This window comes from Streptomyces sp. IBSNAI002, from assembly GCF_052244475.1.
Classification (GTDB): Bacteria; Actinomycetota; Actinomycetes; order Streptomycetales; family Streptomycetaceae; genus Streptomyces.
Genome location: NZ_JBQPXG010000002.1, coordinates 4,549,958 through 4,564,376 on the forward strand (window position 1 = coordinate 4,549,958; position 14,419 = coordinate 4,564,376).

Below are 14,419 nucleotides of genomic sequence, written 5' to 3' on the forward strand. Positions count from 1 at the left end.
CGCTTCCTCGGTCCGTCAGTGGCCGTTGCCGGCGGTGGTTGATGTCGGAGCCTGCGCGGTGTTGTACGTCCGTTCCTTCACCTCGAGCTCGACCTTGACCGGCTCGGCCTTCTCGAAGCGCAGCTCGACGGTGACCTTGTCGCCGACCTTCGGCGTGCTCTTGAGCCCCATGAACATGATGTGGTCGCCGCCGCGCGCCAGCGTGAGCTCGCCGTTGGCGGGCACGTCCAGGGACTGGACCTGCTGCATCTTCTGGTTCTTCGTCTCGTGGATCTGCAGATCGTCGGAGAGCGAGGAGGTGACGCCGGTGAGCTTGTCGGCGGTCTTGGAGTCGTTCTTGATGACCATGAACGCACCGGCCATCTTGTCGTTGACCGGCTCCGGCATGAAGGCCCCGCTGACCGTGGGCGCGGGCTTGGACGCCTCGTCCTTCGAGCCGGAACAGCCGGATATGGCGAGCGCTGCCGTCAGGGAGAGGGCGGCGGCGAGGGTGCGGGTGGTGCGGGCGTTCACGGGTTCTCTCCCTTGATGATCTTCGGCAGGTCCTTGGTGTAGTCGTCGACGGTCGTACCCTCGCCGTAGAGGACGTAGCCCTCGTCGGTCTTGGGCGAGAAGGCGATGACCTGGGCGCCGTGCATGGACACGACGTTGCCGTTGGCGTCCGTCGTGGCGGCGTCGATACCGATGCCGAGGGAGCGCGCGGCGGCCTGGATGGTGGTGAAGTCCCCGGTGAGTCCGGTGAAGGACGGGTCCTGGGCCCTGAGCCACGCGCCGAGGGAGTCGGGAGTGTCACGGTCGGGGTCGGTGGTGACGAAGACGACCTGGAGGTTGTCCTGGTCGGCCTTGGGGAGCGCCTTCTTGGCGACGGCGATGTTGCTCATCGTCAGCGGGCACACGTCGGGGCAGTGGGTGTAGCCGAAGTAGATGAGCGTCGGCTTGCCCTTGGTCTGCTCGCGCAGGTTCCACGGCTTGCCCGTGGTGTCGGTGAGGACCAGCTCCGGCTTGGTGAACGGGCGGTCCAGTACGGTCGCGGCCTTGTTCTGGCTCTGGCCGCCGGAGATCTGGTTGACCGCGCCGGGCTTGGCGGTTTCGCCGCCGCAGGCGGTCAGGGTGAGGGCGGCCGCCGCGATGAGTGCGGCGACCGTCACGCGTGTGGTGCGCATGGGAAATGTCCCTGTGATCGGGGATGTGACGGACGTTCGGGAACGGTAGGGCGACGGGGCGCGGCCGGTCAGGCGGAGCGGCGGCGCGAGGCGACGCCGAAGGCGACACCGCCGAGCCCGATGACGATGCCGGCGATGCCGAGGGCGCGCGCGGTCGTGTCGGAGCCGTGCTCGGCGTCGGCCTGGTCGTGGCCGTGCTCGCCGTCCTTGGCGTTCTCGGCGGTGGGCTTGTCGGCGTTCTTGTCGCCGGCGTCGTGGTGGTCGGCGCCCTTGGCGGCGGTCAGCTTCAGGACGGGCGCGGGGTTCTGCGGTTCCGCGGCGCCTTCCTTGGCCTCTTCGATCCAGCGGGTGACCTCGCCGTTGTCGTAGGTCTGGATGGACTTGAAGACCATCTGGTCCGCGTTCTCGGGCAGCTTGCCCACGGAGAGCGGGAACTGCTGGAACTTGCCGGGCTCGATCTTGCCGCCGGACCAGGTGACCTTGGTGACGGCCTCGTTGATCTGCTTGCCGTGGACGGTGAGCGGCTTGTCCAGCTTGCTCTTCTCGACCGTCACGGTCCAGCCGGGAACGTCCTGCGGCATGACGGACGTGAGGGGCTGGTCGACCGGGAAATTGACCTCCAGCTGGGTGGTCGAGGCGTTGTCGCGCTCGTTGGGGACCTTGAAGTCGATCGTCGCGTAGCCGCCCTTGGCGGCCTCGCCGGGCTGTACGCCCACGTGCGCGAGGGCGGGACCGGACAGCAACAGGACGGTACCGGCGGCGAGGGCGGCGGCGAAGGAGACGCGAGAGGTCTTCATGCAGAAACACTCCACGGAAGCAGAGGTGACGGTGGTTCCGCGCACGGGTGTGCACGGAGTTCCGCGGCACCCGTGTTCCCGTGGTGTCGTCCGGGGGAGGAGGTGCCGCGTCAGGCTGCGAGGGTGAGCGCCGCGGGCGGCCCGCGCCTGATCACCGTGTGCTGGAGCGCCTCACGGCCGGTGGCTGCCGCGGGATCGGCCGCGGTCCGCAGGGCCCGCGGGGTGTCGGTGGGCATGCCCGGGAGACCGGCGCCGAGGGCGCGTACGAAGGCCAGCGCGGCCCGCAACGGGCGTACCGGGTCGGCTTCGGCGGAGAGCCGGGACAGTTCGAGCAGCCGGAAGAGCGCGGCGTCACCGCGGCCGAGGAGCCAGCCGACGGCCAGTGCCGCCACCAGGTGGCCGAGCAGCATGGCGGGGCTGAACAGCCCGGTCGCGGGGGCCGAGGTGGCCGCCTGCGCGAGGTGGGCGTGCGCCCCGTGGCCCTGAGAGGCGAGCTGTCCCGCCTGCGCGGCTTCTGCGGTCAGGGCGGCCGGGTCCAGTCCGGCGGTGGTCAGGATCTGCCGGGCGTCCGCCGGGCTGAGCGGTACGGAGTTGCCGCCGCACACCAGCCGGGCGGCGATCTCGGCCAGCGAGCCGTCGGCCGCGGTGGCCGTCGTCCGGCCCGCCGACGCCGCCGCGGCGCTGTGCTGGCCGAGGCCGAACACGGTGTGCAGCGCGAGCTGGCCGGCGGTCAGGACCGCCGCGATGCCGGGCAGCGAGCGCCGGCGTCCGGCGAGCGGCGCGGCGACCGCGAAGACGGCGAGGAAGCCGAGGCACAGCGACCACCACGGCACCGTGGCACAGGACGCCAGGGCGTGCCCCGCCGCGGACAGCACGACACAGACCGCGGTGAACACCGCGGCCCGGATGAGCCGGAGGCCGGCTCCGGCGTGCGTCGCGTGGGGGGCAGTCATGGCCGGGCCATCATCGCACTGCCCTTAGGCCCTCCATACGGCAGGTCCGGAAGGTCCCATGAGTCCGGCATGGGACCCGGCCCGGGGCCTTGCCGGAGGGCCGCGGCGGGCACCGCCGCATATACCGGATCCCGGGAGAGCCGCATCGGCCGAACGAGGGCAATGGGCTCTCGGAGGCCCTTTGCGCGCTTACGGGCCCCCGTGGGCGGCAATAGGTAACGGTATGAGCATCTGGTGGTCTCTCCACTTGAGGCGCGAAGCCGCGAGCGTGCCGCTCGCCAGGCGACTGCTGCTCGGAACGATGGAGACCGCGGGGGTGGACCCGGACATCTCCTACGACCTCTCGGTGGCGCTGAGCGAGGCGTGTGCGAACGCGGTGGAGCACGGCGGCGACGGCATGATCCCGGACGAGGCCGAGGCGTACCACGTCACGGCGTATCTCGACGGGGACTGCTGCCGCATCGAGGTGACCGATTCGGGTCCCGGATTCCCGCCCTCGGCCGTGGCGCGCCGCAGACCCTCGCTGGCCGAGCACGGCCGCGGCATGCACCTGATCGAGGAGCTGGCCGATCACGTCCGCTTCCGCAACCGGCCGGGCCGCGGCGCGGTCGTGAGTTTCGACAAGATGCTGAAGTGGCGCGACGACGCGCTGCTGAAGGTGTCGTAGGAACACCGAGGGGCGGGACCCCTTGAGAGGACCCCGCCCGTCACGGCGCCGGCTTGCCGCCGGCCTTGCTCGTCAGCCCTTGAGCCGTGCCATCCAGGACTCGACCTCGACCGAGGTGCGGGGCAGTCCGGCCGACAGGTTCCGGTTGCCGTCCTCGGTGACGAGGATGTCGTCCTCGATCCGGACGCCGATGCCGCGGTACTCCTCGGGCACGGTCAGATCGTCGGCCTGGAAGTACAGGCCGGGCTCGACGGTGAGGCACATGCCCGGCTCCAGCGTGCCGTCGACGTACGCCTCGGTGCGCGCGGCGGCGCAGTCGTGGACGTCCATGCCGAGCATGTGGCCGGTGCCGTGCAGGGTCCAGCGGCGCTGCAGGCCGAGCTCCAGGACGCGCTCGACCGGGCCCTCCAGCAGGCCCCACTCGACGAGCTTCTCGGCCAGGACGTGCTGGGAGGCGTCGTGGAAGTCGCGGAACTTGGCGCCCGGCTTGACCGCGGCGATGCCGGCTTCCTGGGACTCGTACACCGCGTCGTAGATCTTGCGCTGGATGTCGGTGTACGTGCCGTTGACCGGCAGCGTGCGCGTGACGTCGGCGGTGTAGAGCGAGTGGGTCTCCACACCGGCGTCGAGCAGCAGCAGGTCGCCGGAGCGGACGTCTCCGTCGTTGCGGACCCAGTGCAGGGTGCAGGCGTGCGGGCCGGCGGCGCAGATGGAGCCGTAGCCGACGTCGTTGCCCTCGACGCGGGCGCGCAGGAAGAAGGTGCCCTCGATGTAGCGCTCGGACGTGGCCTCGGCCTTGTCGAGGACCTTCACGACGTCCTCGAAGCCGCGGACGGTGGAGTCGACGGCCTTCTGCAGCTCGCCGATCTCGTAGTCGTCCTTCACGGCGCGTGCCTCGGAGAGGTAGACGCGCAGTTCGTCGTCGCGCTCCTTGGTCACCTTGTCGGTGAGGGCGGACTCGATGACCGCGTCGTGGCCGCGCACGTTGCGCACCGGGCCCTCGGCCTCGGTGAGGGCCTCGGCGAGCTCGCGGACGTCCTTGGCGGGGATGCCCAGGAGCTGCTCGGCCTCGGTGAGGGAGTGGCGGCGGCCGACCCACAGCTCGCCCTGGCCGGAGAGCCAGAACTCGCCGTTCTCGCGGTTGGAGCGGGGCAGCAGGTAGACCGTGGCCGTGTGGCCGGTCTCCCCGGTGGGCTCCAGGACCAGGACGCCGTTCTCGGTCTGGTCGCCGGTGAGGTACGCGTACTCGGTCGAGGCGCGGAAGGGGTACTCGGTGTCGTTCGAGCGGGTCTTCAGGCGGCCCGCGGGGACGACGAGGCGCTCGCCGGGGAAGCGCGCGGACAGTGCGGCGCGGCGGGCGGCGGTGTGCGTGGCCTGGGCGATGGGCTCGAGCCCGTGCAGCTCGGTGTCGGCCCAGCCGGTGCGCATGCTCTCGGCGAGTTCGTCGCTGACGCCCGGGTACAGACCGTTCTTGCGCTGCTTGTGCGTCTTCTTGGGCTGCTCTTCTTCCGGGGTCTCCGGGGTGAGCTCGTCAGCCACGTCATTCTCCTCAGCTACGACGACAGGCACGGACCGGGGTGGGGCCCTTGTCCATCGTATGTGCGAGCACTCGCGGGCCCGTGTGCTTTATCGCACAAACGACCGTTTTGATCGGTCGCACCGCGCTCATTCGAACCGGGCGGCGAGCAGGACGATGTCCTCGGGGAGGTCGGCCGGGTCTCCTTCGGGCAGCACGGTCCGCAGGATGTGCTCGCAGAGGGCCGCCGGGTCCTCCCGGGCGCTACGGGGGACCGAGGCGGCCGCCGCGTGCAAGCGGGCATAGGCCCGGTCCATCGGGTCGCCGGTACGGCGCAGCAGCCCGTCCGTGTACAGCAGCACCGTTTCTCCGGGCGCGGGTTCGATCTCCACGCTCGGCGCCTCCCAGCAGGACAGCATCCCGAGCGGCGCGGACAGCGAGGTCTCCACGTACTCGGTGCGGCGCTCGCCGATGAGCAGCGGTGGGGCGTGCCCGGCGCCGGCCAGGATGATCTTGCGCTGGGCGGGCTCGCAGTAGGCGAAGAGCGCGGTGGCCGAGCGCGCGGGCTCGGTGAGGCGCAGCAGCAGCTCCAGGTCGGACAGGACGGCGACCGGATCCTCGCCCTCCATCACGGCGTAGGCGCGCAGCGAGGCCCGGAGCCGGCCCATCGCGGCGACGGCGCTGGGCCCCGAACCGGTGACGGATCCGACGGCCAGCCCCAGGGCGCCCTCGGGCAGCGGCAGCGCGTCGTACCAGTCGCCCCCGCCGCGCGGCCCGGTGTGGTGGCAGGCGGAGAGCTGGACTCCGGGGACCCGGGGGAGGCGGCTGGGCAGCAGCTCCTCGGTGACGGTGGCCAGCCGGGAGCGGGAGCGCTCGACCTCCAGCATCCGGGCGAGGTGCTCGGCGGCGTGCCGTACGTACAGTCCGGCGAGGTCGCGCTGGCGGTCGCTGGGCTCGGCCTGCTCGTCGTAGAGCCAGACGGCGGCGCCGAGCCGGCCGGTGGCCTCGGCGGTCAGCGGGAGTGCGTAGCTGGCGGCGTAGCCCAGGCGGGCGGCCACCTCGCGGTGGCGGGGGTCGACGGGGGCGGCGAAGCCTCCGGTACCGGGAGTCTCGCCGGGTTCGGGGAGGACCTCGGAGCCGCCGTAGGCGTCGGGGAGCCCGTCGAGGATGCGGCCGTACGAGGTCGCGCTGCGCGGCACGGTCTCGATGTGGCCGAGGTCGGCGTGGCCGAGCCCGAGGCCGATCGTGCTCGTGGGGCCGAGTCCGTCGGAGGGCTCCAGGACGATCAGGCCGCGGCGGGCGCCGACGAGTGCGGCGCCGGCGCGCAGGAACTCGTGGAGGGAGGACTCCAGATCGCCGGTGCGGGCGAGCCGCTCGGTGAGCTCGTGGAGGGTGGTGAGGTCAGAGACCATGCCTGCCAGCCGGTCCTGGATGAGACCGCCCGCGCCGGGTGCCGGGGCCGGGGCGGGGGTGGTTCGGGCGGGCGAGGGCGCCACAGTGTGCGGTGGCGTCGTAACCGTTGGATCGATTCCAGCCACTTTCGGCAGATGCGGGGCGCTCATGGCGTCCGCCTTTCCACCTGGTGCGATTCGCCAAATAGCATCGCAAACCCCCAGATCGTGCTGCGCCGCCATCAAGGAATCCACATCTACACGCACACATGGATGCATGTCCAGCATTGCCCAGGTGGGAATCCTGGTGTCCGTGGGACGGCAACTCACTGTCGAGCCAAGGCTAGAACTTGGCTGGAAAAGGCCGGAAGGGAGCGGTTTTTGCGGTCGACTGGACGGGCTCCACAAGGGGTCCGGGTACGTAATCGGTAGTGCCCGGGGCCAGTTGGCGCGGCCCCGGCACTGTTGTGTCGCGATCTCGGCACCGCCGGGATGCTCCGTGTGACCTGCCCGGTGAGGGGCCGGGAACCGACCGGGGGCGGCCGCCGTCCTTAGCGGCGGCAGCCGGTGCGGACTTGCGTTCCATGACAAAACAGCACAAACCGTGTGAACCTGCTTATGGCGGACAGTGACGCGAAACCTGTACGTGTGGTGATACACCGCTTACATGGTGTGATGTGGCCCTCGGCGTTCAACGGAAAGGAACGAGCGCTCATGCGCGAGATCCTCGGAAGGCGTCTCCAGCGGCTCCGCGATCGCTTTCAATCCCTGCGCCCGACCCCGCGACAGACCGGCACGACGCCGGCTCTCCTGGAAGCGGCGCTCACCTGCGCCACCGACTGGCAGTGGCCCGTGCTGCCCGGCGTCGGCCGCTCCGCCGCGGACGGCTCGCGCTGCGCCTGCCCCGACCCCGAGTGCGTCGTCCCCGGCGCGCACCCCTTCGACCCCGGCCTGCTCGCGGCCACCACCGACCCGCGGATGGTGACCTGGTGGTGGACCAACCGGCCCACCGCCCCTGTCCTGATGGCCACCGGTGGGACCGCTCCGTGTGCGGTGAGCCTCCCGGCGGGCGCGGCCGCGCGGGCCCTCGTACGGCTGGACGCCCAGGGCATGCGGCTCGGTCCGGTCGTGGCCACGCCCACGCGGTGGTCGTTGCTGGTGGCCCCGTATTCGCTGGAGCTGCTCGGCGAACTCCTTTACGCCAAGGACCACGTGCCCTCCTCGCTGCGCTTCCACGGCGAGGGCGGCTATCTCCTGCTGCCGCCTTCCGCCGCTTCCAGCGGTGGCGAGGTCCGGTGGGAGCGGGAACCGTCTGCGGGGCCGGCCGGGCCCGCGGGTGCGCCCGATGTCTGGCTCCCGCAGGTGGAGGCGGTGGTGGACGCACTGGTCGAGGCGAGCAGCGGTGCACCGGGCGGCGGCAGCAGACTCGCCTACTGACCTGCCCGGTTCGGTCGGCCGGCGGGCGGACGGCGCCCGTGCGGATCACTCGTACGGGTGCCAGCGAGACGAGTTTCCAGGGGAATTGGGCGCGGGGATCTCCGCGCCCCATTCCCGCATCGCTATGTTCGGCGAATGAATCTCCGCCTGATCGGTATCGGCGCCGGTGTGCTGATCATCTTGTCGCTCCCGCTCGCAGGAGCGATCGCCGGGCCGGATTTCGCCGGCCAGGACGACGGAAAAAGCGGTGGCTTGTTCTCGACCCTCGGACTGTCGGATTCCTCGCGGGCGGCTCCGACGGCGCCTGCCCGTACGGCGACGGCGACTCCGGTGCGGCCGGCGGCCGGGCCCGAGCGGCGCGGCCCCATCGAGCAGCCCCGTACGGATTCCCGGTGCGGCCCCGAGCTGTCCTCGCCCGATGGCGTGGAGGCGCAGACTTGCGTTCTGGTGGGTGAGGGCCGGACGTGGGGCCGGAGTTACTACCGCAACACGAGCGGTCGTCCGCTGGACGCCGTGCTGACGGTCATGGGGCCTGCCGGGCGTACGGTGCAGATCCTCTGCGCGGTCGGCGCGGGCGACGAGCCGGGGCTGTGCGAGACGCCGAAGGAGGAGTCCGCCGGGGCTCCGGACAGTTACTCGGCCGTAGCGGAATTTGCAGTTCCGGATGATGAAGGGAAGCTGCTCCTGCGGTCCGGGAGCAACTCACCGGCACCGGGAGACGGTTGAGGACCGTCGGAAATTCAAGGCCCGGTCGCTGGCGACGGGGGATGCACCAGCGACCGGGCTACAAGAACGGTAACAAGAGATCGCCTGTACGCAAATTCGATCTCTGATATTCAGACACCGATTTGCAGACGGTTAGCGGGAGTTGTGACTCCTGTCACCGGACCGGCGCGGGAGCGCAGGTCAGCTGAGTGTCACCTGTCGGTTGGTGAGCCCGCCGCGCGCCCGGCGCTCCTCCGTGGTCAGCGGTGCGTCCGAGGCCAGGGCCGTGGCCAGGCGCTCCGCGAGCTCCGCCGCGGGCTTCTCGACGTCGTCGGCCGTGACCCCGGTGGGCAGGTCCCAGACGGGAACCATCAGGCCGTGCGCGCGGAAGGAGCCGACGAGCTTGGTGCCCTCGCCGAGCGAGGCCGTGCCGGCCGCGTGCAGCCGCGCGAGGGCGTCGAGCAGCTTCTCCTCGGGGTGCGGCATGACCCAGCGCAGGTGGTTCTTCTCCGGTGTCTCGCACCAGTAGGCCGCGTCCACGCCCGTCAGCTTGACGGTGGGAATGGCGGCCGCGTTGGCCCGTTCCAGCGAGGCGGCGATCTCCGGGGAGGCGTTCTGGGCGCCCTCCGATTCCGGAATCCAGAATTCGAAGCCGGTGTGCACAACCGGCTCGAAAACGCCGTCGGAGTCCAGGAGATCCTGAAGTCGCGGACCGTCGGCCGGAACTCGGCGTGCCGGAATCGGAGTTCCGGGCTCCGCTACGAGCGCACGCTCCAGGGTGTCCGCCATGTCGCGGCCGAGGTCCCCGCTGGAGGAGTCGTTCTGCAGGCCGAGGAGGACGGAGCCGTCCTCACGGCGCAGTGCCGGCCAGGCCATGGGGAGCACGGTGACCAGCGTGACGGAGGGGACTCCCTCGGGCAGGCCGCTCTTGAGGGTGAGCGGAACGGTCGCCGCCGGCACGAGTTCGCGCAGCGCGACCCAGTCGCATTCGCCCGGCAGGCCCTCGAAGGGGCGCCGTACGTGCTCGGTGACGGCGTGCGCCGCGGCTGCGCCGTGGCAGGCCTTGTAGCGGCGCCCGGACCCGCAGGGACAGGGCTCGCGCGCGCCCACCACCGGGATTTCACCGTTGTTGAGCTGCGGCTTTGCAGTCTTGGCTGCGGGGCGCTTCTTGGCCATCGTGGGTGTCTCCCGGTTGCGGCGGTACGACGTCGTGTCTGGGCGCGAGCCTAGCCGTTCGTACCGCCGGAACCGGTGGGGTGCGGCCGGGAGCACGGTCGGCGTGCGCTCCCGGACGGCCGCCTGTGCGATGCCCGGTGCTGCTGTGTGCGGTGCTGTGTGCTGCTGTGGATCCTGGTCCTGGATCGTGGCCCTGGACCGTGGTTCACGTGTCCAGGTCGTCGAACGCCGTACTGAAGTCGATCGCCGGGGACGCAACGCGCGTAGCGAAATCCTCGTGCCGGGTCCCACAGGCAACGATCACCCAGACGGTGACCTCACCCGCCGCTCCATCCCGGACACCCCAGTCCTGGGCCAGCGCGCTGATGATGTTCAGCCCGCGGCCGCCCCGTGCGGTGACCGAAGGCGTGGCCGGGACCGGGCGGGTGGGCCCGCCGCCGTCCGTGACCTCGACCGTCAGTCGTCCCGCTTGGTCGACGCGCCATGCGGCGCGTATCTCCCCGTCCCCGACTTCCCGCGCTCCCAGGGGCCTGCCGTGTCGGCAAGCGTTGCTGAGCAGTTCGGAAAGGATCAGTACGGCATCGTCCACGACCGATTCGGACACCCCGCTGATGCGCAATTGCTCACGCATCCGGTGTCTCGCCTCGCCCACGCCCGCAGGACCATGGCGTACATCCATGCACGACGACGTGGGCACTTCCTGTGCCACCACCAACGCCACCCCCGGAACCTCCTTAGCCCCACGCATGGTCTGGATGCCCCAATGGCCTGGACCGGAAACCGTCCAAGCGGAGCCCTCTGACGCATTCGCGCCGACCGAATGCGGAGCGGATGCGCCGGAGCACACCCTGTTACCAACGGGGTGGGAGGGGTTGGTGGGCAAAACGGGACGTCAGCGCCCCAGTTGGGACAGAACTTGACGCGGTCTGTTCGTGATGATCGCTTCTACACCCAAATCAGCGCAGAGCTGAACGTCTTGGGGGTCGTTCACTGTCCATACATGGACGGAATGGCCCGCGTTCTGGAGCTTGCGGATGAAGCCGGGGTGGCTGCGCACGATGCGCATCCCGGGGCCGGCGATCGTCACGCCGGCGGGCAGCCGGCCGTCGCGCATCCGGGGCGAGATGAACTGCATCAGGTACACGGTGGGGATCGTCGGGGCGGCGGCCCGCACCCGGTGCAGCGAGCGGGCGGAGAAGCTCATCACGCGCACGGGGTGCGGCCCCTCGGCGGCGGGGGCGTCCAGGCCGAACCGCTTGAGCAGGAAGAGCAGGCGCTCCTCCACCTGTCCGGCCCAGCGGGTCGGGTGTTTGGTCTCGATCGCGAGGGGTACCGGCCGTCCGGCGTCCGAGACCAGCTCCAGCAGGCGTTCCAGGGTGAGGACGGAGGTGCGCTCGGGGTCCGCGTCCCAGTCGGGGGACTCCTCGCGGTCCTTCCAGGAGCCGAAGTCGAGGGCGGCGAGATCGGCCAGCTCCAGGGCGGAGACGGCGCCGCGGCCGTTCGAGGTGCGGTTCACCCGGCGGTCGTGGACCAGGACCAGATGGCCGTCGGCGGTCAGCCGGATGTCGCATTCCAGGGCGTCGGCGCCGTCCTCGATGGCTCTGCGGTAGGCGGCCAGGGTGTGCTCGGGGGCGTCCTCCGAGGCGCCGCGGTGGGCGACGACCTGGATGGGGCGCGGCGATGCGTGGGTCACTGGGTCATGGTGCCACCGACTGGCCCATCGGTGCCGGGGAGCGGTCCTGCGGATGCGTCCGGAATGCCGGATATAAAGAATGGCGGGAGATGCACAGGTCCGGCTTACAGTGCTCTGACGGGCCATGGGAAAGGCTTTGCCCAGGAACTTGTACGGCACGTCGAACGTTCAGTCGGCCCGATACGACAGAGAATTCCGAAGCCGTGTGTGACGAGGAGAGAGCGCTGTGAGCACCGAGAACGAGGGCACCGCGGCCCCTAAACCCCCCGCGGCCCCGTCCGTACCCCCTGCTCCGGCCTCCGAGACGCAGGCGGCCGGACAGGCACAGGCACAGGCACAGGCACAGGCACAGGCACAGGAACCGGCACCGGCCGCCGAGCCGGCGACCCAGCAGCTGCCGCACACGGCGGCCCCGGGCACCGAGCCGACCCAGCAGATTCCGCCTGTGCCGGAGCCCCCGGCGCCGGCCCAGCCCGTGGCTCCCGCCGCGGCGCCGGCTCCGGCCCAGGCTCCCGCCCCGTACGAGCAGCCCACCCCGTACGAGCAGCCCGCCCCTTACGGGCAGCCGGCGCCCTACGAGCAGCCCGCGCCCTACGGCCAGCCCGCGACGGCCCCTGTTCCGGCCGCGCACGGAGCCGAGGGCTGGCCGCCCCCGCCGCCCACGGTGCCCGCGTACGGTGCGGGCGGCGGCCAGGGCGGCGGCCCCTGGGGCGCCCCCCTCGCCGCGGACGGCACCCCGCCGGCCAAACCGAAGGGCAAGGGCGGCCTGATCGCCGGCGTGCTGGTGGCGGCGCTGCTGGCCGGCGGCATCGGTGGCGGAGTCGGCTACTGGGCCGCCGACCGGAGCAAGGACGGCACCGGCTCGACCACGATCAGCGCCGGCAACACCCCGAAGGACCTCAAGCGGGAAGCGGGCTCCATCGCGGGCCTCGCCGCGGGCGCGCTGCCGAGCGTGGTCACCATCGAGGCCTCGGCCGGCGACGGCGACGGCGGCACCGGCACCGGGTTCGTCTACGACCAGCAGGGCCACATCCTCACCAACAACCACGTCGTGGCCTCCGCTGCGAACGGCGGCAAGCTCACCGCCACCTTCTCCGACGGCAAGAGGTACGACGCGGAGGTCGTGGGCCGGGCCCAGGGCTACGACGTCGCCGTCCTCAAGCTGAAGACCCCGCCGGCCGGCCTCAAGCCGCTGCCGCTCGGCGATTCCGAGAAGGTCGCGGTCGGCGACGCGACGATCGCGATCGGCGCCCCCTTCGGCCTGTCCAACACGGTCACCACCGGCATCGTGAGCGCCAAGAACCGCCCGGTCGCCTCCGGCGACGGCTCCGGCGGCAAGAACTCGTACATGAGCGCGCTCCAGACCGACGCCTCCATCAACCCGGGCAACTCCGGCGGCCCGCTCCTCGACGGGCGGGGTGCCGTGATCGGCATCAACTCGGCGATCCAGTCGGCGGGCAACGGCGGTTTCGGCGGCGGTCAGGCCGGTTCGATCGGCCTCGGCTTCGCCATCCCGATCAACCAGGCGAAGAACGTCGCGGAATCGCTGATCAAGACGGGCAAGCCGGTCTACCCGGTGATCTCGGTCTCCGTCGACCTCCAGGCCAAGTCCGAGGGCGCCAAGATCTCCGAGCAGGGCGCCCCCGCCAACGACCTGGTCGACCCGAACGGCCCGGCGGGCAAGGCGGGCCTCAAGCCCGGCGACATCATCACCGAGTTCGGCGGCAAGCCGGTCGACAGCGGCCCGACCCTCATCAGCATGATCTGGACGTACAAGCCCGGCGACACGGTGAAGCTGACGTACCTGCGCGGAGGCAAGCCGACGACGGTCGACATCACCCTCGGCTCGCGGGTCGGGGACAAGTAGCGGGGCGCGCCGCCCGGCGCGCCGGTGGCTTGATGGGAGGGGCCGTGGGCGGAATTCCGCCTACGGCCCCTCCCAATGTCTGCTTATGCTTCACGGGTGTTCGATTCCCGGCACATACGGACGTTCCACACCGTGGTCGCTTCAGGCTCCTACTCGGCGGCCGCCCGCGTGCTGGGGTACACCCAGCCCGCCATCACCCAGCAGATGAAGGCGCTCGAACGGGCCGTCGGAACCCCGCTGTTCACCCGCGTGGGCAGGAAGATGCAGCTCACCGAGGCCGGGGAGTCCCTGTCGCGGCACGCCGAGGTCATCCTCGGCAGCCTCTCCGCCGCCGAGGCCCAACTCAAGGCGTACGCACGCCTGCGCACAGGGCGCGTACGGCTCTGCGGCTTCCCCAGCGCCAACGTCACCCTCGTCCCCGAGGCGCTGAGCGGCCTGGCCAAGGAGCATCCGGGCATCCAGGTGGAGCTGCTGGAGGGGGAACCGCCCGAGTCGCTGCGCCGGCTGGAGCGCGGGGAGTGCGACATCACCCTGGCCTTCACCTATCCCGGGCTGCACGAGGAGGTCCCGGAGGAGGTCGCCGAGGTCAGGCTGCTGGAGGACCAGCTGACCGTGCTGCTCCCGACCGGGCACCCGCTGGCCCGCCGCCGGGCCGTCCACCTGGCCGATCTCGCGGAGGAGCAGTGGATCGCGGGCTGCCCGCGCTGCCGGGCCAACCTCCTGCACGAATGCGCGGAGCTGGGCTTCGTGCCCGACATCCGCTTCGCCACCGACGACAACCTGGTGGTGCAGAGCCTGGTCGGGCAGGGGCTGGGCGTGGCCATGATGCCCGCGCTGGTGCTGCCCTCCCTCTCGCTGAACCGGGTGTGCGGACGTGCTCTCCAGCCCGCCGCCCGCCGCCACATCGCCGCCTACGTCTACCGCGACCACCTGCGCGTCCCGGCGACGGCGGTGGTGCTCGACGCGCTGAAGAGCGCGGCCGCGAACCGGGTCGGCTGCTGACCAACCCATAAGCAGAGCTTGGGATTTCGGGTCACAACTGTCGTTGGACGTG

13 protein-coding genes and 1 pseudogene are annotated in these 14,419 nt (G+C 71.2%); 5 read left to right on the top strand and 9 right to left on the bottom strand.

All coding sequences use genetic code 11. The features are described from left to right. Nucleotides 1-15: 15 nt before the first annotated feature. From ACTVZO_RS21910 to ACTVZO_RS21925, 4 genes are all read right to left on the bottom strand, one after another. A complete protein-coding gene (locus ACTVZO_RS21910; protein WP_443300002.1) occupies nucleotides 16-513 on the bottom strand; it encodes a copper chaperone PCu(A)C in 498 nt (165 codons plus the stop codon). After that, nucleotides 510-1,163 carry an SCO family protein gene (locus ACTVZO_RS21915; protein WP_443300003.1) on the bottom strand — a complete coding sequence of 218 codons (654 nt, stop codon included), beginning with the start codon at nucleotides 1,161-1,163 and terminating at the stop codon, nucleotides 510-512. The genes ACTVZO_RS21910 and ACTVZO_RS21915 overlap by 4 nt, the downstream gene beginning before the upstream one ends. A gap of 68 nt (nucleotides 1,164-1,231) precedes the next feature. Beyond that, nucleotides 1,232-1,960, bottom strand: coding sequence for a YcnI family copper-binding membrane protein (locus tag ACTVZO_RS21920; protein WP_443300004.1), 729 nt, complete (start codon nucleotides 1,958-1,960; stop codon nucleotides 1,232-1,234). 110 nt (nucleotides 1,961-2,070) lie between these two features. Then, complete coding sequence (locus tag ACTVZO_RS21925) at nucleotides 2,071-2,913, bottom strand: hypothetical protein (RefSeq protein WP_443300005.1); 843 nt, start codon at nucleotides 2,911-2,913, stop codon at nucleotides 2,071-2,073. A gap of 223 nt (nucleotides 2,914-3,136) precedes the next feature. On the opposite strand from ACTVZO_RS21925, the gene ACTVZO_RS21930 reads away from it, so the two are divergent. Beyond that, nucleotides 3,137-3,580 carry an ATP-binding protein gene (locus ACTVZO_RS21930; protein WP_443300006.1) on the top strand — a complete coding sequence of 148 codons (444 nt, stop codon included), beginning with the start codon at nucleotides 3,137-3,139 and terminating at the stop codon, nucleotides 3,578-3,580. 72 nt (nucleotides 3,581-3,652) lie between these two features. Here the strand turns inward: ACTVZO_RS21930 and ACTVZO_RS21935 are convergent, their stop codons facing one another. Together ACTVZO_RS21935 and ACTVZO_RS21940 are read right to left on the bottom strand one after the other, a co-directional pair. Continuing rightward, on the bottom strand, nucleotides 3,653-5,119 hold the full coding sequence (locus tag ACTVZO_RS21935) for an aminopeptidase P family protein (RefSeq protein WP_443300007.1): 1,467 nt from the start codon (nucleotides 5,117-5,119) through the stop codon (nucleotides 3,653-3,655). Nucleotides 5,120-5,245: 126 nt separating this feature from the next. Further along, nucleotides 5,246-6,775, bottom strand: a complete 1,530-nt coding sequence (locus tag ACTVZO_RS21940; protein WP_443300008.1) for a PP2C family protein-serine/threonine phosphatase — start codon at nucleotides 6,773-6,775, stop codon at nucleotides 5,246-5,248. A 426-nt stretch (nucleotides 6,776-7,201) separates the two neighbouring features. Between ACTVZO_RS21940 and ACTVZO_RS21945 the strand changes: the two genes are divergently transcribed. Next, nucleotides 7,202-7,924, top strand: a complete 723-nt coding sequence (locus tag ACTVZO_RS21945) for a bifunctional DNA primase/polymerase (protein ID WP_443300009.1) — start codon at nucleotides 7,202-7,204, stop codon at nucleotides 7,922-7,924. A 135-nt stretch (nucleotides 7,925-8,059) separates the two neighbouring features. Continuing rightward, entirely contained in the window at nucleotides 8,060-8,650 is a 591-nt protein-coding gene (locus ACTVZO_RS21950) for a hypothetical protein (RefSeq protein ID WP_443300010.1), read from the top strand. 180 nt (nucleotides 8,651-8,830) lie between these two features. Here the strand turns inward: ACTVZO_RS21950 and ACTVZO_RS21955 are convergent, their stop codons facing one another. The 3 genes and pseudogenes from ACTVZO_RS21955 to ACTVZO_RS21965 form a co-directional block, all read right to left on the bottom strand. Continuing rightward, nucleotides 8,831-9,805 carry a DUF5926 family protein gene (locus ACTVZO_RS21955; protein WP_443300011.1) on the bottom strand — a complete coding sequence of 325 codons (975 nt, stop codon included), beginning with the start codon at nucleotides 9,803-9,805 and terminating at the stop codon, nucleotides 8,831-8,833. 205 nt (nucleotides 9,806-10,010) lie between these two features. Then, a pseudogene (locus tag ACTVZO_RS21960) lies at nucleotides 10,011-10,612 on the bottom strand (ATP-binding protein). 85 nt (nucleotides 10,613-10,697) lie between these two features. Continuing rightward, the gene (locus tag ACTVZO_RS21965) at nucleotides 10,698-11,498 is read right to left on the bottom strand and encodes a glycerophosphodiester phosphodiesterase (protein ID WP_443300012.1); all 801 of its coding nucleotides are present in this window, start codon (nucleotides 11,496-11,498) and stop codon (nucleotides 10,698-10,700) included. Between the two features lie 226 nt (nucleotides 11,499-11,724). Between ACTVZO_RS21965 and ACTVZO_RS21970 the strand changes: the two genes are divergently transcribed. Further along, nucleotides 11,725-13,365 (top strand): S1C family serine protease, encoded by a 1,641-nt coding sequence (locus ACTVZO_RS21970; protein WP_443300013.1) that lies wholly within the window; start codon nucleotides 11,725-11,727, stop codon nucleotides 13,363-13,365. 96 nt (nucleotides 13,366-13,461) lie between these two features. Continuing rightward, entirely contained in the window at nucleotides 13,462-14,367 is a 906-nt protein-coding gene (locus tag ACTVZO_RS21975; RefSeq protein WP_443300014.1) for a LysR substrate-binding domain-containing protein, read from the top strand. Nucleotides 14,368-14,419 lie beyond the last annotated feature (52 nt).